We start from the raw sequence: 25,227 nt of genomic DNA, 5'->3' as shown, positions 1-25,227 counted from the left end.
TCCCTGCAGCCTCCGCCCGGCACCTGCCGGTCAGTCTGCGGGCTGATACTCCAACCGATGAAAAGTATTGTGGCCCTGCCGCCCTAACCCGGCAGGCACTCCGACGTATCAGTCGATCCTGATCGACTTGCCCCGGGAGAATTTGACTTCGAGGACGCCGTGCTTGTAGTTCGACTGCATGGAATCGGCATCCACAGTCGGCACCTCCACTGAGGTCAGCTGGCTAGCCCCGGCGATGATCGTCAACGTCCCGTTGATGAGTGACAGATGAATATCCTCCGTTTCGGCACCCGGGAGATCGATTGCCACCGTCACGTCGTCATCGGTCGTATACATCTCTGCTATCGGCTCGATGGTCCCCTCGGAGGAGGGTTCTCCCGGCTCTGCTACGGGAGCCGCTTCTTTTGCCGGTGTCTCCATCTTGCCGGCGTCATGGAGGACGATCTTGAATCCGTAGGCAAACGGCCTGTTCTGATCTCCCTGCTCTTTGAGCCCCTGCTCCATGAGGCGTTTCATCAGTTCGTTGAGTTGCTGGAAGATGTCTGCTGGGCTGTCACTCATGTGCATCACGTAGTTTCCGTCTCTGCTGATGAGAGGGTTGCATTACCCCTCCTTGGGGGGAGCGCCCCATGAGGGGGCACTCCCGTCAGAACGCCATGGCCGTCTGCGGCAACGGGCGTTCTATCCTGGTCTTCAACTCCTTTGTGAGGCGCTTGATCTCGCCGAAGTCTTTCTTCCTCTGGTAGACCGCATCTTTGAGGGCTTTTGTCAGGTCCTTGACTTCCTGCTCGATCTTTCCCGTCTCCCGCATTCCTGCACGGTTGATGGTCGAGACGGCATCTTCGAGTGCCGACCGCTGCTCCTGGTTGTAGAGGATCTGCCAGGAGTGGCGTTCGTTCTCTTCCAGCCGGTCGATACCGAGCGTGCCTCTCACGCGGGTGAGGGCATCTTCGAAGTGGTTCTTCGTGATCCGCACGTTGCCGATCGCCTGGCGCCGTTCTTCCTCGGTCTTTCCGCCCATCGCAGCGATGAATTCGCGCATGGCGGATGTCTTTGCTTCGCGGACCAGCGCCTCGATGTCGGCTCCGACGTAACCCTCGGTCCTGTCGACCAGTTCCTCGATGTTTACGTCGTTTGCGAGGATCTCTCTGTTCTTGAGGTATACCTCGAAGATCTTCTTTCTGCCTTCCCGGTCAGGCGGTGGGACGTAGATGATCCGGTCCAATCTGCCGGGGCGAAGCAGCGCCTCGTCCAACATGTCCGGGCGGTTGGTAGCGCCGAGAACCACGACATTGTTGAGCTCTTCGAGGCCGTCAAGCTCTGTCAGGATCTGGCTTACCACACTTTCAGTTACGTGCGATGATCCTATATAAGATCCGCGTTTAGGCATAAGCGCGTCAATCTCGTCGAAAAAGATAATCGACGGTGCTGCTTGCCTGGCTTTCCTGAATACCTGACGAACGCCGCGTTCCGACTCCCCGACCCACTTCGAGAGGAGTTCCGGGCCCTTTACGGAGATGAAATTGCTTTCGCTCTCGTTTGCGACCGCCTTTGCAAGGAGTGTCTTGCCGGTCCCGGGTGGGCCGAAGAGCAGGATGCCGCGGGGGGGTTCGGTATCCAGGGAGTCGAATATCTCCGGATATTTGAGCGGCCACTCAACAGCCTCCGCCAATTCGGCCTTTACGTCTTCGAGGCCGCCGACGTCCTCCCAGTTGACATCGGGGATCTCTACGAGCACCTCTCGCATCGCGCTCGGCTCAACGTGCTTATGCGCTTCGATGAAGTCCTCGTTCGTGACGCGAAGCTGGTCGATGATCTCGGCGGGGATCTCCTCCTCGATCTTTATCTGCGGGATGATCCGGCGGAGTGCGTGCATCGCCGCCTCCTTTGCGAGCAGAGCGATGTCGGCGCCGACGAAGCCGTGCGTGGAACGGGCGTAGTCGTCGAGGTTCACGTCCTCGGCAAGCGGCATGCCGCGGGTGTGGATCTGGAAGACCTGCTGCCTTCCCTTGGTGTCGGGGATGCCGATCTCGATTTCGCGGTCGAACCGACCGCCACGCCGCAGAGCAGGGTCGATGATGTCCGGGATGTTTGTTGCGGCGATCACCACCACCTGGCCCCGGGTCTTCAACCCGTCCATCAGGGCGAGCAACTGGGCAACAATCCGGCGTTCGACCTCGCCTTTCACCTCTTCGCGCTTGGGCGCGATCGAGTCGATCTCGTCGATGAAGATGATCGAGGGTGCGTTCTCCTGCGCTTCCTCAAAGACTTCACGCAGGCGTTCCTCGGATTCACCGTAGTACTTGCTCATGATCTCGGGGCCCGAGAGCGTGATGAAGTGAGCGTCCACCTCGTTCGCCACGGCTTTTGCGATCAGCGTCTTCCCCGTTCCGGGCGGGCCGTAGAGCAGGACGCCCTTCGGGGGTTCGACGCCCAGGCGTTCGAAGAGCTCGGGGTGCCGGAGCGGGAGTTCGATCATCTCCCGGACGAGCTGCAGCTCGCGATCGAGCCCGCCGATATCCTCGTAGTGGACGTCGCCCGCCACCTCGCGCTCTCCCTCTTTGGGCTCATACGGAGTCTCCTTCAGCTCGATCTCGGTGCTGTCAGTGACGATGGCGATGCCCTTCGGGGCCACCTTGGCGATCGCGAACGTGAGCGGGTTGCCGAGGATACTGACCCGGATGAGCTGCCCCTCGGTGACCGGCCGGCCGCGAAGGATCCTTCCCAGGTACTGTTCGCCGCCGACCAGGCGGATGGGCTGGGTGGGCTGGATGGTCACCTTCTTTGCGTATCCTGCCTCGGTCTTCCTGATCCGGACGTTGTCGTCGATCCCTCCCCCGACGTTGCTCCGGGTGTTGCCGTCGATGCGCAGAATCGCTTTGCCGGTGTCCTGGGGGAAACCGGGCCACACGAGCGTCGCTGCCTTCTGGCGCCCCTCGATCTCGACGACGTCGCCGCTGACGAGGCCAAGCGCCTTCATGGTGTCGATGCTCAGTCTGGCGATTCCCCGGCCGGCGTCTTCGTGCGCCGCCTCCTTGATGGTTACCTCAATGGATTCGGTATTGGCCATGTGAACAATCTCCTCCTGTAGGGTTTACCATAGGTAAGTGCCGACTAGTATTTATATTTTTCCCTAAATGACCCTTCCGTTGTGCCGGATAATCCCCTTTTCCGTAACGATGTAATCCATCTTCACGTCGTTTTCATCGGCAGGAATGCGCCCTGCCTGCTGGCAGGAGAATGCGATGCCGATCTTCTTCGGGTGAGGGTACCGGCAGAGGAATCGATCGTAGTACCCGGCACCGTAGCCGAGCCGGTTTCCTTCGGCGTCGAAGGCGAGCATCGGTATGATGACGACCTCGACCTCCTCGGGCCGCGCCGGAAGTTCGTGACCGATCGGTTCGGGGACGTCAAAAGTGCTCGGGACGAGGACCCCGGGGTCCGGGAGGTAGGAGAGGCGGAGACTACAGGTCTCCCGTTCGATGATGGGCACGACAACCCGCACGCCCCGGCGGTTCAGGGCAGCGATCAGGCCCATGGTCTCGACCTCCGGGGCTTTTGCAACGTAGACCATGACGGTCGCAAACCCGTCGAGGAGACCGAGGAGTTTTTCTTCGATGCCTGCACTGCACGTGGCGATCTCCGCAGGGGAGAGGAGGGACCGGGCTTCCTTTGCCCGCAGACGGAGGGCCGCCTTTGTCTGGCTCATTGTAAGAGAGTTTGGCTCAATCAGACCATAAACTATGCATGCCGGCGAGGAGGGTGCGGCCTACTTCTCCGCTCCCGGCCCTTCGCCGCAGACCTCCCGGAACCGGCGGAGAGAGGATGCAAGGACCCGGGTCTTGCCTATCATCGCGGCGATGAGGAGAACGTCGAGGATCTCGTCGCGGGACGCGCCTTCCTTCAGCGCGGCTTTCATGTGGACCTTTAAGCAGCTGTCTGCACCGGCACTGGCTGCGGCCGCGACGGCGATCAGTTCCGCAGTCCTTGCATCGAGCGAATCGGGCCGGGAGATCCGGTAATCGGCGAGGGTGGAGAGCGCGAAGGATTCGGGCCGGTCGCGGAGGATGGCGAAGATGAACGGCACGACGCCGATCATCTCCTCTACGTCCTCAACGATGTCGTCGCCGAGGTCGTCGGCGTGGGCGAGGAAATCGTCTATGAGTTTTTCGTTTTCGGGTTTCATCGGGCTGTCCTCGTATGGGAATTTTGGCGGGACGGGGGGATAATGGTGCGGTTTTTGGTTTGGCCGGCGGTGGTTGGGAGTCGACGGATGCATGAAATGGCTTCTTTAGCACCTGCCTATCCCTGGTTACGTAACCCCGTCAACGGCTTTCGTGGGGATATCGCCATGACTGCCCCCGCCCCCTTGGGGGCGGGGAACGACGCTCCGCTAGGAGCGGAGTTGAGGCACCGAAGGTGCGGGTGAGGAGCGCGAAGCGCGGGTGGGGTGGGGGTTACAGGTAGAGCCTTACGGGGTAGAGACAGGGGAGGGGGGGCTGCACCCCCCCTCCCCGTCAGCCCCTCCCCCAATGGCGATAGCCCCACGGTCCAGTATACCGGGTTTGTCGGGAAAAACCACATCAGATCCACTTGCACACACGAACACCCTCTGCTACCCCGAGAGGAATGCCACAAAAAAAAGCGGAAAGCCGGAAGAGGGCCACCCGCTCCAAAATTCCTTTCAGAAATTAAAATGCCTTCCAACAATCTTCAGCGCACAGTAGTCCCCGCACATCGTGCAGGCGTCGGCATCGGCCGGCATCCGCTCGTCCCGGATCTTCCGGGCGCGCTCGGGGTTCATCGCGACCGCAAACTGCCGCTCCCAGTCGAGGTCCCGGCGGGCGTGGCCCATCTCGAGATCGTCGTCGCGCTTCTTGAGTTTGATCATATCCCCGACATGGGCGGCGATCCTCGAACTCATGACGCCCTCGTAGACCTCCTCGGGGGTGGGGAGCGCCAGGTGCTCGGCCGGCGTCACGTAGCAGATGAAGTCGGCGCCGTAGGAGGAGGAGAGCGCGGCCCCGATGGCGGCCACCCGGTCGTCGTAGCCGGGCGCGATATCGGTGACGAGCGGGCCGAGCATGTAGAACGGTCTCCGGTTCGTGACCCGCTTCTGCAGCACGACGTTGGTCTGGATCTCGTCGACCGGGATGTGCCCCGGCCCCTCGATGATCGTCTGGACACCCTGTTCATGCGCTTTATCGGCGAGTTCCGCGTTGATGAGCAGCTCCTGGACCTGGGCGCGGTCGGTCGCGTCGTGGACCGCTCCCGCCCGCATCCCGTTGCCGAACGAGAGGGTGACCTCGTGCTCTTTTAAGATCTCAAGGAGGTAGTCGAACTCCGAATAAAGCGGGTTCTCCTTCTCGTTGTGGAGCATCCATGCGGTCATGAACGCCCCGCCCCGAGAAACGAGCCCGCCGTGCCGCCCCTGGTTCTTCAGGCGCTTCATCGTCTCGTAGTTGATCCCGGTGTGAATCGCCATGAAGTTGGTGCCGATCTTCGCCTGCTCCGCTGTGATCCGGAAGAGGTCGTCCGCCTCCATGTGGACGACCGCCCCGTGCTTCCGGGCGGCCTCGATGAACGCCTGGTAGAGCGGGACCGACCCGACCGAGAGGGTGGTCGCCTCGACGACCCGGCGCCGGATCTCCAAAAAGTCGCCGCCGGTGGAGAGTTCCATCAGCGTATCGGCACCGGCGAGCTCGGCCTGCCGGGCCTTCTCGATCTCCATGTCGACGTCGACGATGTCTGAGGACGTTCCGATGCTCGCGTTGACCTTCGTGCGAAGCCCTTCGCCGATACCGCAGATCTTCACCTTCCGGTAGGGGGAGACTGGAATGACGATGTGGCCTTCGGCCACGCCGCGCCTGACGAAATCTTCGGTTACTCCTTCCGCTGCTGCGACGATCCGCATCTCTTCGGTGACGACGCCACGCCGGGCATCTTCTATGAGACCCATGGCCCTATATTTGAGGAAAAGAGTTGATAAAGGCTTGTTTTTGGGATTGGGGCTAAAATGGGCTTGTTATCTCAACAAGTAAACTTGACTTTACCTTATTCAGATCTTTTTTCATAGCCGGAAAGCCAAGGCTTACAAGAAATAACGGAGCATCTCTTTAGCGTCTGGTGATTATTTGTACGTCAATTTCGGAGGTTTTGTCCCGATCAGCACCGTCGACTGGCGGGGACGGGCTGCCTGCACCGTCTTTCTCCGGGGGTGCCCCGCGCGCTGCTTCTACTGCCACAACATCGCCATCCAGGACGGCGAGGATCTGCGCGATGCAGACGAGATCATCGCGATGATCCGGGAATCCCGTATGGTTGCGGGCGCTGTGGTCTTCTCCGGTGGGGAACCGACCCTGCAGGGGCAGGCGCTCGCCCACCTCGCCGCCGCCGCCCGCAACATGGGGTTCTCTGTGGGCCTGCACACGAACGGTATCTTCCCCCGGGTGATCGAGGACCTCATCGACAGGCATCTCGTTGACATGATTGCGCTCGATATCAAGACGACGTGGGAGCGCTACGACGACCTCCTGGAACTCACCGCCGCCGATGCGGTGAAGCGGTCGCTCGCCGCCTGCAAACGGGCGAAGGCCGACGGCAACCTTGAAACCTTCCAGGCTGTGGTCACTCTCTTCCGGGGCCGCGAAGGCGATCTTTTGTCCATCGCACAGGATACCCGCGGATTCGACCTCGTGCTCCAGCAGGGGGTTGCCGCGGGCTTCGTTCCCCTGACCCGGCAGGAACTCGAGGCTGCGGCGGCACCGCTCGGCCGGAAGGTCCGTATACGGACCCGGGAGGACGGCGAGGTCGTCTACGACCCGGAGCGGTAACTGTTCCGGTGACGCTAAACATAATATCGTCAAGAACGCACGTTTATGGTAACATTTGTGGCGGCCGCCGCAACCTGCACCGCCGGGACCCTGCAGCCGGTTTCCTGCCGGCACGGCCCGCTGTTCTGGATATAAATGGAGAAACCGGATGAAGGTCATTGGAATCGTTGGTATGCCGGCAAGCGGGAAAGGCGAGGTATCCCGGATCGCCCGGGCCCTCGGGATACCGGTCGTAGTCATGGGGGACGCAATACGGGAACAGGTGAAGGAGGCCGGGCTTCCCCCGACGGACGCGAACTTTGGCGCGGTCGCGGGGAAACTGCGCGCGGACCTCGGCATGGACGCCATCGCCCGGATCACCATCCCGCTCATCGAGGCGGCGAGCGCTCCGGTGGTTCTGGTTGACGGCATTCGGGGTGACTACGAGGTGGCGACGTTTCGGGAGCATTTCCCCGACTTCACGCTCGTCGGGATCGATTCGTCGTTTACGACGCGTTACCGGCGGCTCGCGAACCGCGGCCGGTCCGACGACACCCTCACCCCCGAAGAACTCCGGGCCCGCGACGAGCGGGAACTCGGGTGGGGGCTTGGCCGTGCCCTGGAGGGGGCGGACTGTCGGGTCACGAACGAAGGATCGCTTGAAGCGTTTGCCGCAGAGGTTCGTGCCCTGCTCTGCCGGCTGGGGGGGATAACAGAATGAGTCTTGCTCCGTATTTTTCAGCCTCGTCAAAAGTCTGGGAATCACGCGACTGGGTCTATGGGATCGAAGAGATCGGGTATACCGGCTGGGAGATCGTCGCCGACGGGAAGTACCGCCTGGACAACCCCGAGAACTTCGCCGCTGTCCGGGAGAACCTCGAGAGCACCGGCCTTCGCGCGACCGTGCACGCGCCCTACAGCGACTTAAACCTCGCGTCGTTGAACTACCCGATCTGGCGCGAGTCCATCCGCCAGACCTGCTGCTGCATCCATCACGCGGCCGAACTGACTGACCGGGTGACTGTTCACCCGGGTTTCGTCTCCCCCGTGGGGAGACTCGTCCCGGAGAAGGTCTGGGAGATGCAGAAGACCGCGCTCGTCGAGATCGGGAAGTACGCGGAGGATCATGGCGTCCTCGCGTGCGTCGAGAACATGATCAGCATCAAAGACTTCCTCTGCCGCTATCCCGAGGAGGTCCTCGGACTCACCGAAGGGATCGCGGGGATCGGGATCACGCTGGATGTCGGGCACGCAAACACCAACGGTCTCGTGGATGCGTTCCTTGCACATGTCAGGGAGGTCGATCACCTGCACATCCACGACAACCACGGGCAGTCGGATGAACACCTGGCGCTCGGCGACGGAACCATCGCCTGGGAGAAGGCCGGGCGGATCATCGCCCGCGACTACTCCGGCCCGGCTGTCATCGAAGGCCGGAACCTTGAGGAGGCAAAGCGGAGCCTCGCTGCATTCAGGAAGTGGTTCGTATAGCCGGCGAGACCCTCCACATTCACTTCCTCGGCACGGCGGGGGCGCTCCCCTCACCGCAGAGGAACCCCTCCTCGCTCCTGATCCGGCGGGGCTCCGATACCCTGCTTTTCGACTGCGGGGAGGGCGCCCAGCAGCAGATGATGCGCGCCCGGACCGGGTTTACCGTGAACGCCGTCTTCATCACCCACTGGCACGCCGACCACTTCCTCGGCGTCTTCGGGCTCGTCGAGACGCTCGCGTTCATGGGACGGACCGAGCCTCTCCCGATCTACGGGCCGCCCTGGGTCGGCGAGTTCGTCGACCTCGTGCAGAGGATCAGCCGTCACGCCCGGGGTTTCCCCGTCATCGCCCACACCCTCGAGCACGGTTCGGTCGTGCCCTTCAACGGCTACACCGTCCGGGCGTTTTCGACGCTCCACGGTATTCCCGGGCTCGGCTACGTGCTGGAGGAGGACGAGCGGCCGGGCAGGTTCAACCGCGAGCGGGCGATCGAACTCGGTATCCCGCCGGGTCCGCTCTTCGGGCGGCTGCAACGTGGAGAGGTTGTCCGCATCGTCCGCGACGGCGCCGAGGCCGAGGTCCGGCCCGCCGACGTGATGGGCGAGGCGCGTCCCGGGCGAAAGATCGTCTATACCGGCGATACCCGGCCGCTCCAGGATCAGCCCGACACCGCGGCGATGATCCGGGATGCGGATCTCCTGATCCACGACGCCACGTTCGACGACCAGGAGGTCGCCCGCGCCCGTGACGTCCTGCACTCGACGTCCGGGGAGGCAGGGGAGGCTGCAACGGCATTGGGTGCCCGTATGCTTGCCCTGGTGCACATAAGCTCCCGTTATGCAAGCACAGCAAACCATATACGCGATGCAAAGCGATATTATGAGGGAGACGTGATTCTGCCGGCTGATCTGACAGTGCTGGAGATCCCGTATCGGAGTTGATCGAGATGGACGGTGATGGTGATGGAGCAGGGCCTATCCAGCCAGAGCCGCCTGATTCTGACCGGTCTCGGCGCCCTGCTCGTCAGTGCCATCGTCCTGAGCATTGCAGGCATCTATCTCGGTTCTGTCCGTGATGTCCTCGCGCTGATTCCCGGCCTGATGGTGCTCCTGCCGTCGATCATCCATATTCGAGGGAGCATCGCCGGCGTCTTTGCCTCCCGCCTCTCCTCATCGATGCATCTCGGAGAGTTCTCCATCGAGTTTGAGGAAGGAAGCGTCCTCGGCGACAACATCCGCGCGTCGTTCGTGATAACCATTCTCATTGCGTTCGTCATCGGCATCTTCTCGTATGCAGCGAGCCGCATCTTCGGGTATCCTGTGATAGGCGTCACCGATCTCGTACTGATCTCGGTCGTCACCGGCGTTATCGCGGGGGCCGTGGTGATGGGGATCACCCTGCTCATCGCCCTCATAAGCTACCGCTACGGCCTCGACCTCGACATGATCGGCGCACCGACCGTCACCACATCAGGGGACCTTGTCACGCTCCCGATCCTTGTGCTCACCGCGACGTTCGTCATGCTTCTCTCCCCCTGGATTCGCCTGGCTCTCGGGGGCATCGCGGTCGCTGCCGCCGTCGCCGCCGTCGTCTACACCCAACGCCGGCCGGAGGGAATCGAGCCGATTGTCCGGGAGAGCATCTTTTTGCTCATCCCGCTCAGCGTCCTCGGCACGCTGGCCGGCCTGACCTACGCTTTCAACCTCGATGCTCTGGTGACGATCGCGGCCTTCCTCATCCTTATCCCGCCATTTACAGGCGGCCTCGGGTCGATTGGCGGCATTCTCGGGTCGCGCCTCTCGACGGGGATGCACACCGGCGAGCTCAACCCCTCGTTCCTCCCCGAGCGCGACGTTGTGCATCATTTTATTATTTCCTATCTCTATACGTTGATACTGCTTCCACTGCTGGCGCTCATCGCGCATGGTGCGGCGGTGCTTATGGGGTTGAACAGCCCCGGTCTCGGGATGCTGGTCATTATCAGCCTTGCGGCGGGTCTGGTCGTCATGACACTGGTGAACGGCGTGGCATACGTCACCGCGAGCCTTTCGTTCCGCTACGGTCTTGATCCCGATAACTTCGGTATCCCTGTCATCACAAGCCTGATCGACCTGATTGGTGCAGCTGCGCTCGTGGCAGTGATAGGCCTGCTGTTGTAGTGAAAGAATAGAGAACAACGGTTAACAAACCATGATGGAACATGAATATCAGCCGATCAGCTTCAAAGACGTCCTGATCGAGATGAAGGACGTCTCCGAGTTGATGGTCGATCTCTCTTACTCTGCAATCCTCTTCGATAGCAAAGAGATAGCGCTTGAGGTGATCAACCTCGAGGAGAGGATGAACAATCTGGTCTACCAGGCCAGGATTCAGAGCGTCCTTGGTGCCAGGAGGATAGAAGAGGCGGAGGCGATGAGCGGTATGCTCCAGGTGGCCGAGGCCGCAGAGCGGATTGCGAACTCGGCCTCGGATATAGCAAAACTCATCATAAAAGACATCCGGTTCCCCGCAAAACTCAAGCGTGTCTTCCCCGAGGCCGAGGAGATCGTCACCCGGGTCATCGTCAGCCAGGGAAGCGAGGTTGCCGGCCGCACGCTCGGCGACCTCAAGGTCCAGAGCACGACAGGCATGCAGGTGATCGCCATCCGGCGCGGAAAGGGCTGGATCTACGACCCCGACAGAACCACCCGGGTGGAGAGCGAGGACATCCTGATCGCGCGGGGACCGGAGGCCGGAGAAGACCCCCTCTCCATGATGGCGGGGTCCGGGGAGCGTCCCCGGGTCGAGGCCTCGTTCGCGGGCGAGGTCGACGACCTCGACCGGGCGGTTCAACTGATCATCGAGATGAAGAACCTCTCGGAACTCTCCGTCGGGCTGGCGTATACCTCCCTCCTCTTCAACAACATGGAGGTGGCGCACGAGGTGGTCGCTCTCGACAGCACGCTCGATGATATGCGCTACGACCTGGACCTCTGGATCCTCGAAGCGGCACGAAAGATCGAGGACGTGCGCTATCTTCGCGGCCTGCTGTACATGTCTTCGTTCGCGCAGGCGATCAGCGATTCGGCTCACTCGATCGTCGACGTCCTGCTACGCGACATCGAGATCCCGCCGATCTTCAAGAAGATCGTCCGGGAGTCGGACGAGATCATCACGCGGATGACCGTGACGCCGTCGTCGCCGCTTGTAGGAAAGACCCTCAAGGAGATGTCGCTTGCGACGGTGACCGGGATGGTCGTGCTCGCCATCAAGCACGGCGACCGGTGGGTCTACCGTCCGGGGAAGAGTGTTAGGCTGGAGAGCGGCGATATCATCATCGCGAAGGGCAGGCGGGACGGCGAGTGCCGGCTGTATGAACTTGCCGGACACGCCGCTGAGGTGTCCGAAGAATAATTGGAGAACTACTATGGGAGATACAGAAGATACAATTGTTTACCGCCTTGGAGCGAACTGCGATCTCAACGAGGTGGAGGAAGGGAAGACCTATCTTGGGCGGGTGCAGGGCTTTGCACCGTTCGGGGTCTTCGTCCAGTTAAACGACCGGGTCAAAGGGCTCGTGCATAAGAGCAACGTGAAGGTGCAGCATGCCGAGCGCGACCCGATCATCGTTCACGTTCTGCAGATCCGGAGCAACGGCAACATCGATCTCGAGGAGGTCACGCCGACCGTCTACCAGACAGAGAACGTGACCAAGAAGACGACGACCGTGCTGATTGCCGATATCGGGAAGAAGATCGGCAGGACAGTGCTGATCGAGGGCGAGGTCGCCCAGATCAAGCAGACGTCGGGGCCGACGATCTTCACGGTCGTGGACGCATCAGGCACCGCGAATGCTGCAGCGTTCATCGAGGCCGGTGTTCGCGCCTACCCTGAGGTGGAACTCGGGGATATCGTCGCCCTCACGGGCGAGGTGATGCAGCGCAACAACCAGCTCCAGATCGAGGTCTCGTCCGTGATGGTCATGGAACCGGAGGACGCGGCACGGGTCAGGGAGCGTATTGACGCGGCGCTCGATGAGCGTGCGGAGCCGCTCGATCTCCCGTTCCTGGTGGAGAGCGAGGTTCTTGAGGCCCTCCGGCCGCAGATGCGCAAAGTGGCAAAGGAGATAAGGAAAGCGGTTCTGACTGCGCGGCCGATCATCCTCCGGCACCACGCAGATGCGGACGGCATATGCGCTGCCGTTGCTGTCGAGCAGGCGGTGACCGCGCTGATCCGGGAGAGTGGTGGCGATTTCGACGCGGAGTTCTTCCTCTTTAAGCGGTCCCCTTCCAAGGCTCCCTTCTACGAGATTGAGGACATCACGCGGGATCTGGACTTCGCCCTCAAGGACAACGTCCGCTACGGGCAGAAATTGCCGATGATCCTCCTGATGGACAATGGGTCGACCGAGGAGGATATGCCGTCGCTGAAGGTGACCAGGATCTTCGGTCTCCCGGTGATGGTCGTCGACCACCACCACCCCGACGAGATCGTGGACGATTACCTGATCGGGCACGTCAACCCCTACCACGTGGGCGGCGACTACGGGCTCACGGCCGGAATGCTGGGCACGGAGGTCGCCCGCATGGTCAACCCCTCGGTCGAGGACCAGATCCGGCACCTGCCGGCAATCGCGGGGCTCGGCGACCGGAGTGAAGCGCCGGAGCGTGCCCGCTACCTCGCGGTGGCCGCGCCTGAGTACTCGGAGGACGACTGCCGCGACATCGCCCTCGCGCTCGACTACGAGCAGTTCTGGCTCCGGTTCAGCGACGGAAGAGAGATCGTCAAGGATATCCTGAACCTCTCCGGCGAGCCCGAACGCCACGAACGGTTTGTCCACCTGCTGGTCGAAGAGGCGAACCGGGCGATCGAGGAGCAGATCGAGACCAACATGCCCCACGTCGAGAGCCGGATGCTCCCGAATGGTGCTCATCTCTTCATGCTCGATGTGGAACTCTTTGCCCACCGGTTCACGTTCCCGCCGCCGGGTAAGACTTCCGGGGAGGTGCACGACCGGCTGGTCCGGCAGCACCCGGGAGAACCGGTCGTCACAATCGGGTTCGGGCCGGACTTTGCCGTCCTGCGTTCCCGGGGCGTCATGATGAATATCCCGCAGATGGTACGCGAACTGCATAGCGAGATCGTCGGCGGCGGCGTGAACGGCGGCGGCCACCTTGTCGTCGGGAGCATCAAGTTCGTGGAAGGGATGCGCGACGTGGTCATCGACAGTCTGATCAAGAAGATTGGTGAAGCACCAATCTGATTGCTACTTCTTTCTCGACGGTGTTTTGTTCTCTCCTCAGTGGCTTGCCCCTGTACGGCAGTGCGTGGTATCTCCACGTTGTGAAGCACACCTGGCAGTTAACCGCTGATACGATTTTGACAACGACCGAAATATAAAAATAGACTTATATCCTACGGAGGTTCTCATGACCGGAAACCGATGGACATGGAGAACGCTCCTGGTCGCGCTGCTTGTGGCGGCAGTGGTCATTGTGTTCCCTACAGCAGCCCAGAGTCCAGCATCTGCGGAACCTCTGACCTGGACCCTCCCTCCGACACCCCCCGAAGAGATTCTTGAAGAAACTCCGGAAGAGACCCTGGCGGAGACGCCTGAGGAGACCCTGGATGAGGAGACCCCCCGCGAAACCCTGGAGGAAGAGACGACCCTGGATGAGGAGACCCCGATAGCGACTCTGGACGACGAGACACCCCGCGAAACCCTGAACGATACAAGCAACGAAACGATCAACGAGACCGCTCTCGAGACGATAAACGAGACCGGACCTCCTGTCGTGATCGGGACGGATGAGGTGACACCGGCAGCGACGACGGAAGCAACACCGGCGGAGACCTCCACGGCCGAGCTGCCGACGTTCACGCCGATACAGGCGGCACAGGTCAACGGGAGTGCGACACAGGCCGCCCCCCCCTCGATCACCGGCGTCATCCTGGCCGTTGCAGTCGCCGGGCTCCTTGTCGTGATCGGGCGGAACAGGAAGTGACGGCAGAACATCGAACGGCGACAAGATCGGGGGTAGCCTGCCCCTTACCCCAATATTTGCGCTCGCGGTGACCGTATACGCTATCCGGGTTGCAGATCATGCTCCTCGTCCTACCGATCGGCACGGCGATGCGCAATAATATACAATGATTTGTATATTCCTACTACGATTCTACAACCCCAAATAAGTAAGTTTAAATATTGAACCGACTAAATGCACTTGCTCACGAGGGAATCAGTCGATGTCGACAAAGGACCGTATCAAAGAGAAATATAGCGACACCCAGCGAAAGATCCTGTATCATCTCAAATCCGGTTTGAGAGCAGGAAAATCCTACTTCAAATCCAAGTACATCGCAACCGATCTTGGCCTTTCTGCAAAAGAGGTCGGTATCAACCTTGCAATTCTATCAGAGATCTGCGATGAGCTGGATATCAGGCGCTGGAGTTACTCGAACAGTACGACGTGGCGTGTCACCTCACGTGCATCATAATTTTTATCCCGGGAAGCTCTATTTTACGGCATGAAAATTATTGAGTTCGAAGCGCCCGTCGAGTTTGTGGCCAACATCAACGAGCACAAAGACTGCCTCATGTCTCAGGACAAGAACCACGAAAACCCGGAGGTGCTCTGGTTCAACATTGATGTCCCCAAGGGGCACGGTGTACGGGCCGGGGATCGGGTCAGGGTCACCGTCGAAAAGATCTGAACCCGGAATCGTTGTGGCCGGCCCCGCGGCCCGGGCCGCGAAGGCATCAGCCACTCAGACAGCAGCAGCACCACGGTTCGCCCGTGCAGGTATGTCCGCGGCTTCAGTCGAGGGGTGTTGAAACGTACTGCGGGAGCGTCTCCAGGGTGATGCGGTACAGATCGACATCATCCACGCTGACGATGAGATAAAAGTCCTTTCCTCCCCTCTCGACGTTTTTGATGATGCTGCCCGGATAGTGCATGTCGGCCCCTTCTACGATGGCCCCGGTCTCCAGTTCCACGAGTGCCATCCTGAAATGTGCTGCCTCAGGCCTTAGTGTTGCAGAAACACTGCAGTTCAGCCTCCATACTGCATACGGCACATGAAACACCTCACTGATGCCCCCCCGCCCCTCCTCGATGTAGGCGAACGGGATGACATCCTGAGTGCCTTTCCAGGGAGGGTCGGAACCCCCATAGTGCGTGAGGTTGCCGGGGAGATAGCAGCAGGGGTAGTCCCAGACGTTGGTCACGTAAAAGAGCCTTGAGGGTTCGAACGGCACGACCGGTGTTGGTGCAGGGGTGGCGGTGGCGGTGGCGGTAGGCGTCGGGTCGGGGCTTTCCGGAATCTCCGGCCCGGCTTCCGCTACGGGCGGTCGAAACACCAGTGCTATTGCAGTGATAATGATCAGGGCGGCAAGAATGCTGAAGGCGTCGCCTTTATCCACAGGCTTAAGAGGATGTTCAGAGTAAAAAGGCCTTCGGGTTTGACTTCATACTCCCGCCCGCAGGTAGCCGGAGTTCGTCTTTTGAGGAGGGTATCTGCCCCGGTTTTCTATACTTTCCTCCCGGAGTGTGCGCGAAAAACAGAATTGTTAATATGGTTTCAGGACGACTCTGCTGATACGAGCATGGTACATGGAAGTCACTGAGGTGCGCACATGGGTGATATTTTATCTGCTTTCATTCGTGGCGCTCCTTGTGGCGACCTTCATCACGACCCAGAACGACAGCCAGCTCTGGATCAGCCTTATGCTCATCATCGTTGTCGTCGGGGTAAACTTCTTCCTGCTCTTCTCTGAGTTGAAGCGTTACCATGCCCGGAAAGCCCACATGCGCCGGATATCGAAGATAGAAGAGATTGAGACCGGCACGGAGTCTTCCGGCCGCGTCCGATAATATTCAGGATCGTGGACCGAGGAGCCCCCGACTTCAGTCGGGGGTAGTTGACGCAACCTTGCGCAGTATCTTCTGCATGGTGTTGTACGGCGTGAAGAGATGCTCCACCTCTCGTGCCAGGTACTCGGTCTTACCGATGACGTAGTAGCCATCGGCGGCAAGTGCAGAGTGGAAAAGGTGGGTAAGATCGTTTTTTTGCTTCTGGTTAAAGTAGATGGTGACGTTGCGGCAGGTGACGGCATCGAGGTACCACGCTACGGGAACGCCCGACATCAGGTCGTGCTCCCGAAATTTGACCAGGTTCTTGATGTGAGGCCGAACCTCGAATGTGCCGTCATCGCGGCTGATAAAGTGCTTACGGAGTCTCTTTTCGTCCACATTCTCAAGCGCCTTGCTGTCATAGGTCCCGGCCATGGCTTTCTGCAGGGCCGTGGTATCGATGTCGGTTGCGTATATCGTTACGCTGACATCTTTATGGAGCAGCATCTGTTCATACGCGAGGATGGCGAGTGAGTAGGGTTCTTCGCCCGTAGCACAGCCGGCGCACCAGATCCTGATTGAGTTCTTACGTCGGACCAGCTCCGGCAGCATCTCCCGCCGTATCACCTCAAAAACTTCCGGGTCCCGGAAAAACCTGGTGACGTTGATGGTGAGAGCATTCTTGAGCAGCTCGTGTTCCTGCGGATTTGTGAGGAGATACTTATGGTAGGCCTCGAAGTCTGCGTTGTCTGTCAGGCGCATCCGGGAGAGGATGCGCCGTTTGATATAGTCCTCCTTATAGTTCGAGCATTTGATCCGGATCAGCTTCTCGATGCTCTTCTGAAGCGATATAAACGCATCCATGAGGTAATCTGCTCTTCACCTGATGAGGTTTACTGAGTGCTCTGGTAGCACCCGAGGTCGCTGATCACTTTCTGGACGTCAAGCCAGATGATAAGAGCCTTTGATTTCTCATCGTCTTCTTTCCCTATCTTGATGATCGCTTTGACATAACCGCTGATGGATGACGTGATGCCGTCGCTGATACGCTCAATCTGGTCGTTACGGACTGAAATGACGCTGTGGACGTCATCTACGATGATCCCTATATTCGACCCGTTTGCCACGTCCGGCATCAGTACGACGATCTTTCGGTTCTCAACCGTGTCGGATTCAGGAAGCCCGAGGAGGTCTCTGAGGTCGATGATGTTCGTAATCTCGCCTCGCAGGTTGATGATGCCCGCGAGGTATTCGGGAGCACGAGGGAGGGGAGTGATCGGCATCATCTCCACGATCTCGCGTGCTATCTGGATATCCAGTGCATAGTGCTCCTCCCCGAGCTGGAACTCTACCACGTCTATGGATGCTGCCATCATCTCCCCCTTCAGTTCAGCTTGAACTGCATCATGACCTTCTTGAGTTGTTCGGCCATGGTTGCCAGCTCGTGGGACGCACTCCCGACCTCCTCGGTTGACGCGCTGACCTCTTCGGCAAGTGCCGCCATGTCCTCGGTGCGGTCCAGGCTCTCTTTGGTCATGTGGGTGGACTCGTCCATCTTCTGCATGACGTTGTTGGTGGAGCCTGCCTGGTCTTCGGTGGCCTTGGTTATCTCGGTGATGCCGTGGGCGACCACCTCCACGCTGTTAACGATCCGGTTCAGGCCGTCGATGACCTTGTTGACGCTCTCGATACCCGCCTGGATCTCCTGGTGGGATGCCTGCATCGATCCTGTGGTCTTTTCGGTGCTTGCCTGAATCGTCCGGATCAGGTCCTCGATGTCCTGGCTCGCCCGCTTGGACTCCCCGGCAAGGTTCCTGATCTCGCCTGCGACCACGGCGAATCCGCGGCCGTGCTCCCCGGCGCGGGCGGCCTCGATTGCGGCGTTCAGTGCAAGAAGATTGGTCTGGTTGGCGATGTCGGCGATCAACTTGACGATATTGTTGATCTCCCGCATCTGGTTGTTGAGGGTGCTGATCTCGTCCACGGTCTGTTCGGAGATCTCCTCGACAAGTTGCATCTTCTTCGCCGCGACTTCGCCGAGGGCGGCCGCGTCGTTTCCTTCCTTCGATGCCTTCGACGCCTGCTCCATGACCTCCTGCGATGTGCTTGCGATCTCCTCAATGGATGCCGAAAGGTCGTTGATATCCGTCCCGATCTCCTCGATCTTCTCGAGCTGGCGTCGTGCATCCTCCGATGACCGCTGTGTCGAGGCCGCGACCTGCTCCGTGGCCCGGATGATCTCGTCGGTGCTCTTGCTGACCTCTTTCGTCGTTATTTCCACCTGGTGAGCCGCTTTTGTCACGTCGGCGAGGAGCGTGCGGATGGCGGTCAGTGAGCTGTTGTAATCGCTCTTGACCCTGTTGAGCGGGTCGCCGCTCTCTGCGTTCACGAACGCCGTCAGGTCGCCCTTTGCCATGGCGGCGAGTGCGGTTCCGAGTTCTTCGGTGCTTTTGGCGAGTCTTTCGCCTTCCTGTTGCGCAGTCTCCATCAGGTCCCGGATCTGCTCTTCTTCTTTCCGTTTTTCAGTGATATCGTTATAGACGTTCAGGATCCCTGTCAGCTCGTTCTTCTCGTTTGTGAGCGGGATTCCATACTGTTCCAGGATGTAGACACCGGAGGGGAACTCGACCGTCACTTCGCCGGAAACCTGCATCTTCTCGGCGAGCACTTTCTTGATCCCGTCTCCTTTCTGGTTGTGAACCTTGAAGTCCCGGAGAGTCATTGTGGCGATGCGCGACCTATCGATGCCGGTCAACTTGAGGTATGCTTCGTTGGCCGTGAGGATCTTCATGGCGGTATCGACGACCAGCATGGGCATCGGATTCTGCTGGATGATCGTGTCGGACTGCCGTTGCAGTTCGGCAATATTCTCCATCTGGGCCTTGATCTCTTCCTCGCTCTCCCGTTGCTCGGTGATATCGTTATAGACGATGAGGATGCTCTCGACCGCATTCTCATTGTCAAGCAGCGGGATACCGTACTGTTCGAGGATATGGGTGCCGGAAGGCAGTTCAACGACGACTTCCGCGTACACGCGCTTCTTCTCCTGTATCGCCTGCCGGAGGCCGGAGCCCTTCTGCGATGTGATCTTGAAGTCTCGAAGGTTCCTGCCGAGCACCTGGTCCATCGGGATTCCGCTCATCTCGGCGTAGGTAGTGTTTACCATGGTTACTTTGAACTCCGGGTCGACAACCAGGATGGGCATCGGGTTCTGCTGGATGATCGTATCGGATCCCTTCAGAAGCATCTTGGCCTCCTCCAGCCGGTGCCTGAGGCGCTGCTTCTCCTCCTTCTTCTTCTCAAGCAGCGCGTTGATCGAGGTTGCCAGTGGCCGGTACTCCTCTGGAACGCTGGTAAGGTCAATCTGTGCGGAGTCATCGCCGCTGATCCCTGCATGGAGTGCAGCCTCGATCGCCTCGGGCAGTGCCGTCACCCTCTGCCCCTGTGCCTGTCCTGTCGTACCCGGCACAATCGGCCCGGTAAATAGTGCTTTTCTTCCAGGTTTATCGATCATTGATTACACATCCTCATTATGTTTCTCGGCCCGTCTTTGAAGCGCAGTCGTTATTGCCCGGTATTCCCTGCCGGCATTGCTCTCGGGTGCGTAGTGGGAGATGGGAAGTCCCTGTTGCTGTGTCTCGTAGATTGCAGGCGAGTATGGGACAACGAACACCTGTTTGAACGTTTTTCTGACCTCCGACTCGAACGCTTTCAGCCGCTCCTGCTCCTTCTCCTCTTCCACGGAGAGTGCGGGTGAGAAGATCCGTTTCAGGAAGAGTGCAAGGCCGCCCATTCCGGCGGCCGGGTCGCCGGATCCCTTCCAGCGAGTCAGGATGGCAAAATCGGTGGCAACATCTTCTCCGAGCATCTCCCTGATGTCCCCAAAGACCGTTGAGAGGGCTTCCATACCTTTGAGGGCAAAGGTCCCGGGGTCGAGGGTGACGATGGTGTGATCTGCTGCGACGAGGCCGTTGATGACGAACTGGCCCATGCTTGGAGGCGTGTCGATAAGGATAAAGTCATAGGCGTTCCTCACCTCTGCGAGCGCCTCCTTGAGAACCCCGGCCCGGTCTTCGATACCGTAGAGATAGGGTTCAACTCCCACAAGGTCCAGGGTTGCCGGAGCGAGATCGATCCCTGATGCCGTGGGAGTGATCACATCATGGATCCTGACGTCGGGAAAGCCTTCAAAGACGTTCATGAAAACGTCATACATGCTCAGTTCGAGGGTTTCGGGGTTGACCCCGAGTCCCGAGGTGGCATTGGCCTGCGGGTCGCAGTCTACTACCAGAACGCTCTTCCCGTCTTTCTGCAGGTATCCTGCGACATTGAGGCACGATGTCGTTTTCCCTGTGCCACCTTTGTGGTGAGCGAACGCTATTATCGTAATATCCAGCACCCCTCATACCTCTATTGGAACGGTGGTTATTAAACTTATTTTTATTAAGCTGTATAATTATGGGTGTCTCCCGCATTTTAAGTGTTCAAAAGACTTCGATGACAGATCCGGCCTTTATCTGCCGCTGTGTTGCAGCGCGGTAAGATAGGCGGATACAGGCGGCCCTATCGAATAGTTCTCGATGGTTTTTCTGTGCGATAGATGAGCAGGCGTCAGCGAGAGAGACCGCTCCCCGTGCGGTGTGCAGCAAGGCTCCTGTCCCTGGAAGCCGCCTGGTCCCGGACCCTCTCTACACGTTCGGCGATGGATGGCCGATAATTTGGTTCGGCACGGAAAAGCGCGGATATCAACCCCCTGTTGCAAGAGACCGGTGCTCCGGGGATCAGGGCGGAGAGGAGGTTCTGGAGGAGGGCCCCGGGATCCCTGACCCGGTAGCAGCGCCTCATTGCATCTGCTGCATACCGGTCTGCGGTGAACTCCTCGTCGCACATGCGGTGATAATATGTCCGGTAGGCGAAGAAGGCAATCAGGAGAAGGAGAGCGATCAGGATTGGCTTTGTGACGGGAAGCCCTTCTGTCTGCAGGAACGGATGGCAAAAGAACATAAAGCACAGGAGAACCGGGAGGGCCGGGAGGGCCGAGAGAAGGGAAGAGCCCTTTCTCGCGTGTCCCTCTTCATGGAGCAGCACGAACCGGAGTATGTCGTCGCTTGCCTCCGAGAGGTTTTTTTCGTAAAAGGAACGTCGGTAGCGGATGCAGTTGAGCGCGGGACATCCCCGTATAGAGGGGGTGAAGGTGCACCTGATGAGCCTCCTCCTGCGGTCGATCAGCCCCTTCTCCTGGAGTTCCCGGAATATCCGGTGCAGGCGGGTGTCCCGGTCAGGCCAACTCATGGTGATTAAATTATATTAATCAACATATAATAAATGTTGCTCTGAATAAGAACGAAGGATAATTCGAAATTTATCGATTTTGGTAATATCTGTCCCGCGTCTGCGGGTTCCCGGGGCGTTGAACCCGGAAGGTGACCGGGATGCTCCGGAGAACGGGCCCGGGTGGGTGCCGGTACCTGCACGGACGCAACCCGCGGGGATCCCGCATTCCGCTCTCACCTGCCTGCCCTGGAATCCGAAACATTTGCAATCTCCGTTTTTTTCACAATATTTTAATAATAGCAACCAAAACTGTGAATGAATAGAGTGGAGGTGAATATAGGATCGGAGAGTTCATGTGGCCCGTGCTTGTGCCGGCACGGCAGGCGGTCTCCGATTCTCTGAGCGAATGTCAATCAAATACGTGAGTCTTCTACTAATGGCCCTCGCTGCCCTTTCCGGGGCTGCCGGGTGTCTCTCCACGTCGTTTGGGGAAATAACTTACAGCGGCGGCGCCCTGCAGGTCCATGTGGAGAACACCGGTGAGCCAGTCGAGAACGCGGTGCTCCAGGTGATGATCATGGAGGTGGGCGCGCTTGAACAGCACGAGGCCTTCTCCGAAGCGCGGTATATCGACCTTGAACGGGGAGCGAACGAGTATACAGTCCCGGTCGACCTCGAGCCCGGGTCGTACAGGGCTTTTCTGACCATCTTCGTCGGCAATGAGCGGAGAGCGTCCATCATCCGCGACCTGGAGGTGGCACCCTGATCTCGTCGGCCGGGCTCGCGGCGGCGCGGGGGCTTGAGCCGGCGGATACGGTCTTTCTCGGCGGCAACGTCTTCAACCCGTTCACGTGCACCTGGGAGCGCACGCACTTCGCAGTGAAGGACGGCTACGTCGTCGGCCTCGGCGACTACGAGGGGAGGGAGGAGTACACCCTTGCAGGGGCCTATGTGGTGCCCGGCCTGATCGACGCCCATGTCCACATCGAGAGTTCTCTCCTTGCGCCGGCGGAGTATGCCCGGCTCGTCCTTTCGCACGGCACGACGACCGTGATCGCCGATCCCCACGAGATCGCGAACGTCTGCGGAGCGCCGGGGATCGAGTATATGCTCGCCGAGGGGGCGCGGACGCCGCTCGATATCCTGGTCATGCTCCCCTCCTGCGTCCCGGCTACACCCCTTGATGCGGGCGGCGCGGTGCTCACGGCGGATGACCTCGCCCGGTTCCGGGGGCGCGAGGGGGTCGTCGGGCTTGGGGAGGTGATGAACGTCCCCGGCGTCCTCGCCGGCGACGGGGATCTCCGGGCGAAGATGGACCTCTTCGAGGTCGTCGACGGCCATGCGCCGTTCCTCTCGGGGAAGGACCTGAACGCCTACATCTATGCGGGGGCGGGAAGCGACCACGAGTGCACGACGCTTGAGGAGGCGCGGGAGAAACTCCTCCGGGGGATGTATATCATGATCCGCGAGGGCTCGACGGAGAAGAACCTCCGGGACCTCCTGCCGCTCGTTAACGCCTGCACGGCGCCGCGGTGCTGTTTTGCCACCGATGACCGGCACGCCGACATGCTCGCCTGCGAGGGGCATATCGACGACTGTATCAAAAAAGCGGTCGCTTCCGGCCTCAAGGTCGAGCTGGCGCTTCGTATGGCCACGCTCTCGGCTGCCGAGCGGTTCGGGCTCCACGACCGGGGAGCCCTTGTCCCCGGGAGGCTCGCCGACTTCTGCGTCTTCCATGACCTCGACCGCTTTGAGGTCCTCGGGACGTTCAAACGCGGCGTCAGGGTGGTCGATGCCCGCTACCGCGAGCCCGCGTACCGGAGCCCCGCGATATCCGCCTCACCGGCCGGGGAGAGGCGCGGGTGATCGGGATTGTGCCCGGCCAGATCACGACCCGTCTCCTGCGCTGTCCCGTGGACGCCGCCGGCATCCCGGACACCGGCCGCGACATCCTCAAAGCGGTCGTCACCGACCGTTACCGGGCGAGCGGCTCCGGCGTCGGGCTTGTCCACGGGTTCGGTCTGCAGGAGGGGGCGATCGCCGGGTCGGTCTCCCACGACTCCCATAACATCGTCGCCGTCGGGGTCGGCGACGCCGATATCACCCGTGCCGTCGGCGAGGTGGCCCGACTCGGCGGGGGCCTTGTGGTCGCTTCAAGTGGCGACGTGACCGCGCTCCCCCTCGAGTGCGCCGGTCTGATGTCGGCGCTCCCCTACGACGAAGTCGTACGGCGGCTTGCGGCTCTCGAGGAGCATGCCCGGCGGCTCGGCACAATAGAGAACCCCTTCATGTACCTCTCGTTCCTCGCCCTGACGGTCATCCCCGAGGTCCGGGTCACGGAGCGGGGGGTCTTCGACGTCGGGGCGTTCTCGGACGTTTCGCTGTTTGAGGGGTGAGAGGGCACCTGAAGGAAACGCCCCCTGAAGATATTCCCAACCCTTTTTGATCGTGGTCCGAAATTTGAAATCTTCTCGAACGCCGTTCCTACGGTGCTTGAATTTAGCTTCTGTGAAGTGTTTTCCCTTCTGAACATCGTTCAATCCCGTACACGGCTTTCCAGTGGATATCGCCATTGGGGGGTGGGGGTGACGGGGAGTGCGATGTTCCGACAGGAACGGAGCACGAGAAGCCGTTAGGCTTTGAGGGGGGTCTCCCCCCTCCCCTGTCCCCACGGTCCACTGTACCGGGCTTTTTCCTCGTCTTCAAGGTTAACACTTGCAACCGAAGCCCCCTACTCATCAGAGTGCCGTTTCTCGTATCTCGGAGTACCTTGAGTTCGCCCTCTCGATGTCCGCGTAATAGTAACGTCTTGTCTGTTCCCCATGTCTCTTCTCACCAAAACCCCGTCACCGCGCCCGGCGCCAGCACCGCGATCATGAAGAGAATTACCGGCTGGTGCAGGAAGTAGATGAAGAGCGAGTGCCGGCCCAGGAACTCGAGCGGCCGGATAAACGTCGGCTCCGCAATCGGGAGCGAGTAACCCCGCCGTCCGTCCGGGTAGAAGAGATGCCCGCAGGCCATCCCGATCAGGACGAGGCCGAACCAGGGGAGGAGCGGCACGTAATCGAGGCTCGTGAAGGACGGCGGGCGGATGCCGAGCCAGAGGAGCGGCCAGGGGCCCGTGATGAGGCTTGCGGCGTAGCCCGCGATGAGGCAGGCGATGCTTGTGATGAGGAGTTTCTCCGTATCAAACCGGACAAAGAGCGGTGCGAGCAGAATGGCGATGCCGATGAAGTGCAGGATGCCGAAGACGATGTAAACCGACGGCAGAATGAGCCAGGTGACGGCGGTGATGACCAGGCCGTAGCCGAATATCGTAAGGCCGCGCCGGACGTACTTGAGCGCGAGGCCGCGCCCGGCGAGCCGTTGGGATGTCCGGGCGTAACTGATGGTGAAGGAGACCCCGGCGAGGAAGATGAACGTCGATGCAGTCAGGTAGGCGAGCATCCGGAGGAACCCGCTGGAGACATCGAGCGGCAGGACGCCGAAGAAGTTGAGGTCGAAGGCCGAGTGGAAGACGATCATCGTCACGACGGCGATGCCCCGGGCGAGGTCGATCTCCCAGTATCGCTCTCCCGGCATGGTTCCCACCGTCAGAAGAACCTTCGCCTGATCGGGGCGCCGCAGGCAGGACAGGTCTTTGTATCGGATATCTCCCGGCTCTGCTCCTCGGTGGGCTCGTTGTACACCCGGGAGAAACCGCACTCCCTGCTGCACTCGAGGACGATAAACGGACTACAGATCCGGCCCATCTCCCCTCACCCCGCCTACCTGCTGCAGGCATACCATCCCTTCTACTTTCAGAACGGCTATCTGAT

25 protein-coding genes and 1 pseudogene are annotated in these 25,227 nt (G+C 60.1%); 13 read left to right on the top strand and 13 right to left on the bottom strand.

From position 1 onward, the window contains the following. Positions 1 to 108 precede the first annotated feature (108 nt). The 5 genes from HL657_RS07035 to thiC all read right to left on the bottom strand — a co-directional run bounded on the left by HL657_RS07035 (position 109) and on the right by thiC (position 5,959). On the bottom strand, positions 109 to 561 hold the full coding sequence (locus HL657_RS07035) for an Hsp20/alpha crystallin family protein (RefSeq protein ID WP_317296114.1): 453 nt from the start codon (positions 559 to 561) through the stop codon (positions 109 to 111). A gap of 85 nt (positions 562 to 646) precedes the next feature. Continuing rightward, positions 647 to 3,070, bottom strand: a complete 2,424-nt coding sequence (locus tag HL657_RS07030) for a CDC48 family AAA ATPase (protein WP_317296113.1) — start codon at positions 3,068 to 3,070, stop codon at positions 647 to 649. A 63-nt stretch (positions 3,071 to 3,133) separates the two neighbouring features. Then, on the bottom strand, positions 3,134 to 3,709 hold the full coding sequence (locus HL657_RS07025) for a 5-formyltetrahydrofolate cyclo-ligase (protein WP_317296112.1): 576 nt from the start codon (positions 3,707 to 3,709) through the stop codon (positions 3,134 to 3,136). Between the two features lie 60 nt (positions 3,710 to 3,769). Further along, a complete protein-coding gene (locus tag HL657_RS07020; RefSeq protein WP_317296111.1) occupies positions 3,770 to 4,186 on the bottom strand; it encodes a carboxymuconolactone decarboxylase family protein in 417 nt (138 codons plus the stop codon). 498 nt (positions 4,187 to 4,684) lie between these two features. Beyond that, positions 4,685 to 5,959, bottom strand: coding sequence for a phosphomethylpyrimidine synthase ThiC (gene thiC, locus HL657_RS07015; protein ID WP_317296110.1), 1,275 nt, complete (start codon positions 5,957 to 5,959; stop codon positions 4,685 to 4,687). Between the two features lie 175 nt (positions 5,960 to 6,134). Between thiC and HL657_RS07010 the strand changes: the two genes are divergently transcribed. The 10 genes from HL657_RS07010 to HL657_RS06965 all read left to right on the top strand — a co-directional run bounded on the left by HL657_RS07010 (position 6,135) and on the right by HL657_RS06965 (position 14,996). After that, a complete protein-coding gene (locus tag HL657_RS07010; RefSeq protein ID WP_317296109.1) occupies positions 6,135 to 6,833 on the top strand; it encodes an anaerobic ribonucleoside-triphosphate reductase activating protein in 699 nt (232 codons plus the stop codon). Positions 6,834 to 6,981: 148 nt separating this feature from the next. After that, entirely contained in the window at positions 6,982 to 7,533 is a 552-nt protein-coding gene (locus tag HL657_RS07005) for a dephospho-CoA kinase (protein WP_317296108.1), read from the top strand. Next, entirely contained in the window at positions 7,530 to 8,303 is a 774-nt protein-coding gene (locus tag HL657_RS07000) for a sugar phosphate isomerase/epimerase family protein (RefSeq protein WP_317296107.1), read from the top strand. The genes HL657_RS07005 and HL657_RS07000 overlap by 4 nt, the downstream gene beginning before the upstream one ends. Further along, positions 8,291 to 9,244 carry a ribonuclease Z gene (locus HL657_RS06995; RefSeq protein WP_317296106.1) on the top strand — a complete coding sequence of 318 codons (954 nt, stop codon included), beginning with the start codon at positions 8,291 to 8,293 and terminating at the stop codon, positions 9,242 to 9,244. The genes HL657_RS07000 and HL657_RS06995 overlap by 13 nt, the downstream gene beginning before the upstream one ends. Before the next feature lie 21 nt (positions 9,245 to 9,265). Next, positions 9,266 to 10,462 (top strand): magnesium transporter, encoded by a 1,197-nt coding sequence (locus tag HL657_RS06990; RefSeq protein WP_317296105.1) that lies wholly within the window; start codon positions 9,266 to 9,268, stop codon positions 10,460 to 10,462. Between the two features lie 31 nt (positions 10,463 to 10,493). Further along, on the top strand, positions 10,494 to 11,696 hold the full coding sequence (locus HL657_RS06985) for a potassium channel family protein (protein ID WP_317296104.1): 1,203 nt from the start codon (positions 10,494 to 10,496) through the stop codon (positions 11,694 to 11,696). 13 nt (positions 11,697 to 11,709) lie between these two features. Then, on the top strand, positions 11,710 to 13,545 hold the full coding sequence (locus HL657_RS06980) for a DHH family phosphoesterase (RefSeq protein ID WP_317296103.1): 1,836 nt from the start codon (positions 11,710 to 11,712) through the stop codon (positions 13,543 to 13,545). A gap of 166 nt (positions 13,546 to 13,711) precedes the next feature. Then, a complete protein-coding gene (locus HL657_RS06975) occupies positions 13,712 to 14,287 on the top strand; it encodes a hypothetical protein (RefSeq protein WP_317296102.1) in 576 nt (191 codons plus the stop codon). 241 nt (positions 14,288 to 14,528) lie between these two features. Further along, positions 14,529 to 14,780, top strand: a complete 252-nt coding sequence (locus HL657_RS06970; protein WP_048184491.1) for a DUF7123 family protein — start codon at positions 14,529 to 14,531, stop codon at positions 14,778 to 14,780. 30 nt (positions 14,781 to 14,810) lie between these two features. Continuing rightward, positions 14,811 to 14,996: a hypothetical protein gene (locus HL657_RS06965; RefSeq protein WP_209727331.1), complete on the top strand. Its 186-nt coding sequence runs from the start codon at positions 14,811 to 14,813 to the stop codon at positions 14,994 to 14,996. Positions 14,997 to 15,099: 103 nt separating this feature from the next. Here the strand turns inward: HL657_RS06965 and HL657_RS06960 are convergent, their stop codons facing one another. After that, entirely contained in the window at positions 15,100 to 15,705 is a 606-nt protein-coding gene (locus tag HL657_RS06960; RefSeq protein WP_317296101.1) for a hypothetical protein, read from the bottom strand. A 217-nt stretch (positions 15,706 to 15,922) separates the two neighbouring features. On the opposite strand from HL657_RS06960, the gene HL657_RS06955 reads away from it, so the two are divergent. Further along, positions 15,923 to 16,156 carry a hypothetical protein gene (locus HL657_RS06955; protein ID WP_317296100.1) on the top strand — a complete coding sequence of 78 codons (234 nt, stop codon included), beginning with the start codon at positions 15,923 to 15,925 and terminating at the stop codon, positions 16,154 to 16,156. A 33-nt stretch (positions 16,157 to 16,189) separates the two neighbouring features. On the opposite strand, the gene HL657_RS06950 is transcribed toward HL657_RS06955, so the two are convergent. The 5 genes from HL657_RS06950 to HL657_RS06930 all read right to left on the bottom strand — a co-directional run bounded on the left by HL657_RS06950 (position 16,190) and on the right by HL657_RS06930 (position 21,427). Beyond that, positions 16,190 to 16,999 carry a CheR family methyltransferase gene (locus tag HL657_RS06950; protein WP_317296099.1) on the bottom strand — a complete coding sequence of 270 codons (810 nt, stop codon included), beginning with the start codon at positions 16,997 to 16,999 and terminating at the stop codon, positions 16,190 to 16,192. A gap of 29 nt (positions 17,000 to 17,028) precedes the next feature. Continuing rightward, the gene (locus HL657_RS06945) at positions 17,029 to 17,508 is read right to left on the bottom strand and encodes a chemotaxis protein CheW (protein WP_317296098.1); all 480 of its coding nucleotides are present in this window, start codon (positions 17,506 to 17,508) and stop codon (positions 17,029 to 17,031) included. A gap of 11 nt (positions 17,509 to 17,519) precedes the next feature. Then, positions 17,520 to 19,649, bottom strand: a complete 2,130-nt coding sequence (locus HL657_RS06940) for a methyl-accepting chemotaxis protein (RefSeq protein WP_317296097.1) — start codon at positions 19,647 to 19,649, stop codon at positions 17,520 to 17,522. Between the two features lie 3 nt (positions 19,650 to 19,652). Next, positions 19,653 to 20,534 (bottom strand): ParA family protein, encoded by an 882-nt coding sequence (locus tag HL657_RS06935; protein ID WP_317296096.1) that lies wholly within the window; start codon positions 20,532 to 20,534, stop codon positions 19,653 to 19,655. A 212-nt stretch (positions 20,535 to 20,746) separates the two neighbouring features. Then, positions 20,747 to 21,427 (bottom strand): M48 family metalloprotease, encoded by a 681-nt coding sequence (locus HL657_RS06930; protein WP_317296095.1) that lies wholly within the window; start codon positions 21,425 to 21,427, stop codon positions 20,747 to 20,749. Between the two features lie 388 nt (positions 21,428 to 21,815). Between HL657_RS06930 and HL657_RS06925 the strand changes: the two genes are divergently transcribed. Next, positions 21,816 to 22,175 carry a hypothetical protein gene (locus HL657_RS06925; protein WP_317296094.1) on the top strand — a complete coding sequence of 120 codons (360 nt, stop codon included), beginning with the start codon at positions 21,816 to 21,818 and terminating at the stop codon, positions 22,173 to 22,175. Between the two features lie 113 nt (positions 22,176 to 22,288). Continuing rightward, positions 22,289 to 23,805: pseudogene (locus tag HL657_RS06920) on the top strand (adenine deaminase). Positions 23,806 to 24,241: 436 nt separating this feature from the next. Here HL657_RS06920 and HL657_RS06915 read toward each other — a convergent pair. Further along, positions 24,242 to 24,991, bottom strand: a complete 750-nt coding sequence (locus HL657_RS06915; protein WP_317296093.1) for a heparan-alpha-glucosaminide N-acetyltransferase — start codon at positions 24,989 to 24,991, stop codon at positions 24,242 to 24,244. A gap of 11 nt (positions 24,992 to 25,002) precedes the next feature. Further along, positions 25,003 to 25,161, bottom strand: coding sequence for a hypothetical protein (locus tag HL657_RS06910; RefSeq protein ID WP_317296092.1), 159 nt, complete (start codon positions 25,159 to 25,161; stop codon positions 25,003 to 25,005). Between the last annotated feature and the right edge of the window lie 66 nt (positions 25,162 to 25,227).

The sequence above is a fragment of the Methanoculleus nereidis genome, from assembly GCF_032944295.1.
Lineage (GTDB): Archaea > Halobacteriota > Methanomicrobia > Methanomicrobiales > Methanoculleaceae > Methanoculleus > Methanoculleus nereidis.
Note: the sequence above shows the minus strand (reverse complement) of the source record. Positions and strands in the feature narration are given on the sequence as shown.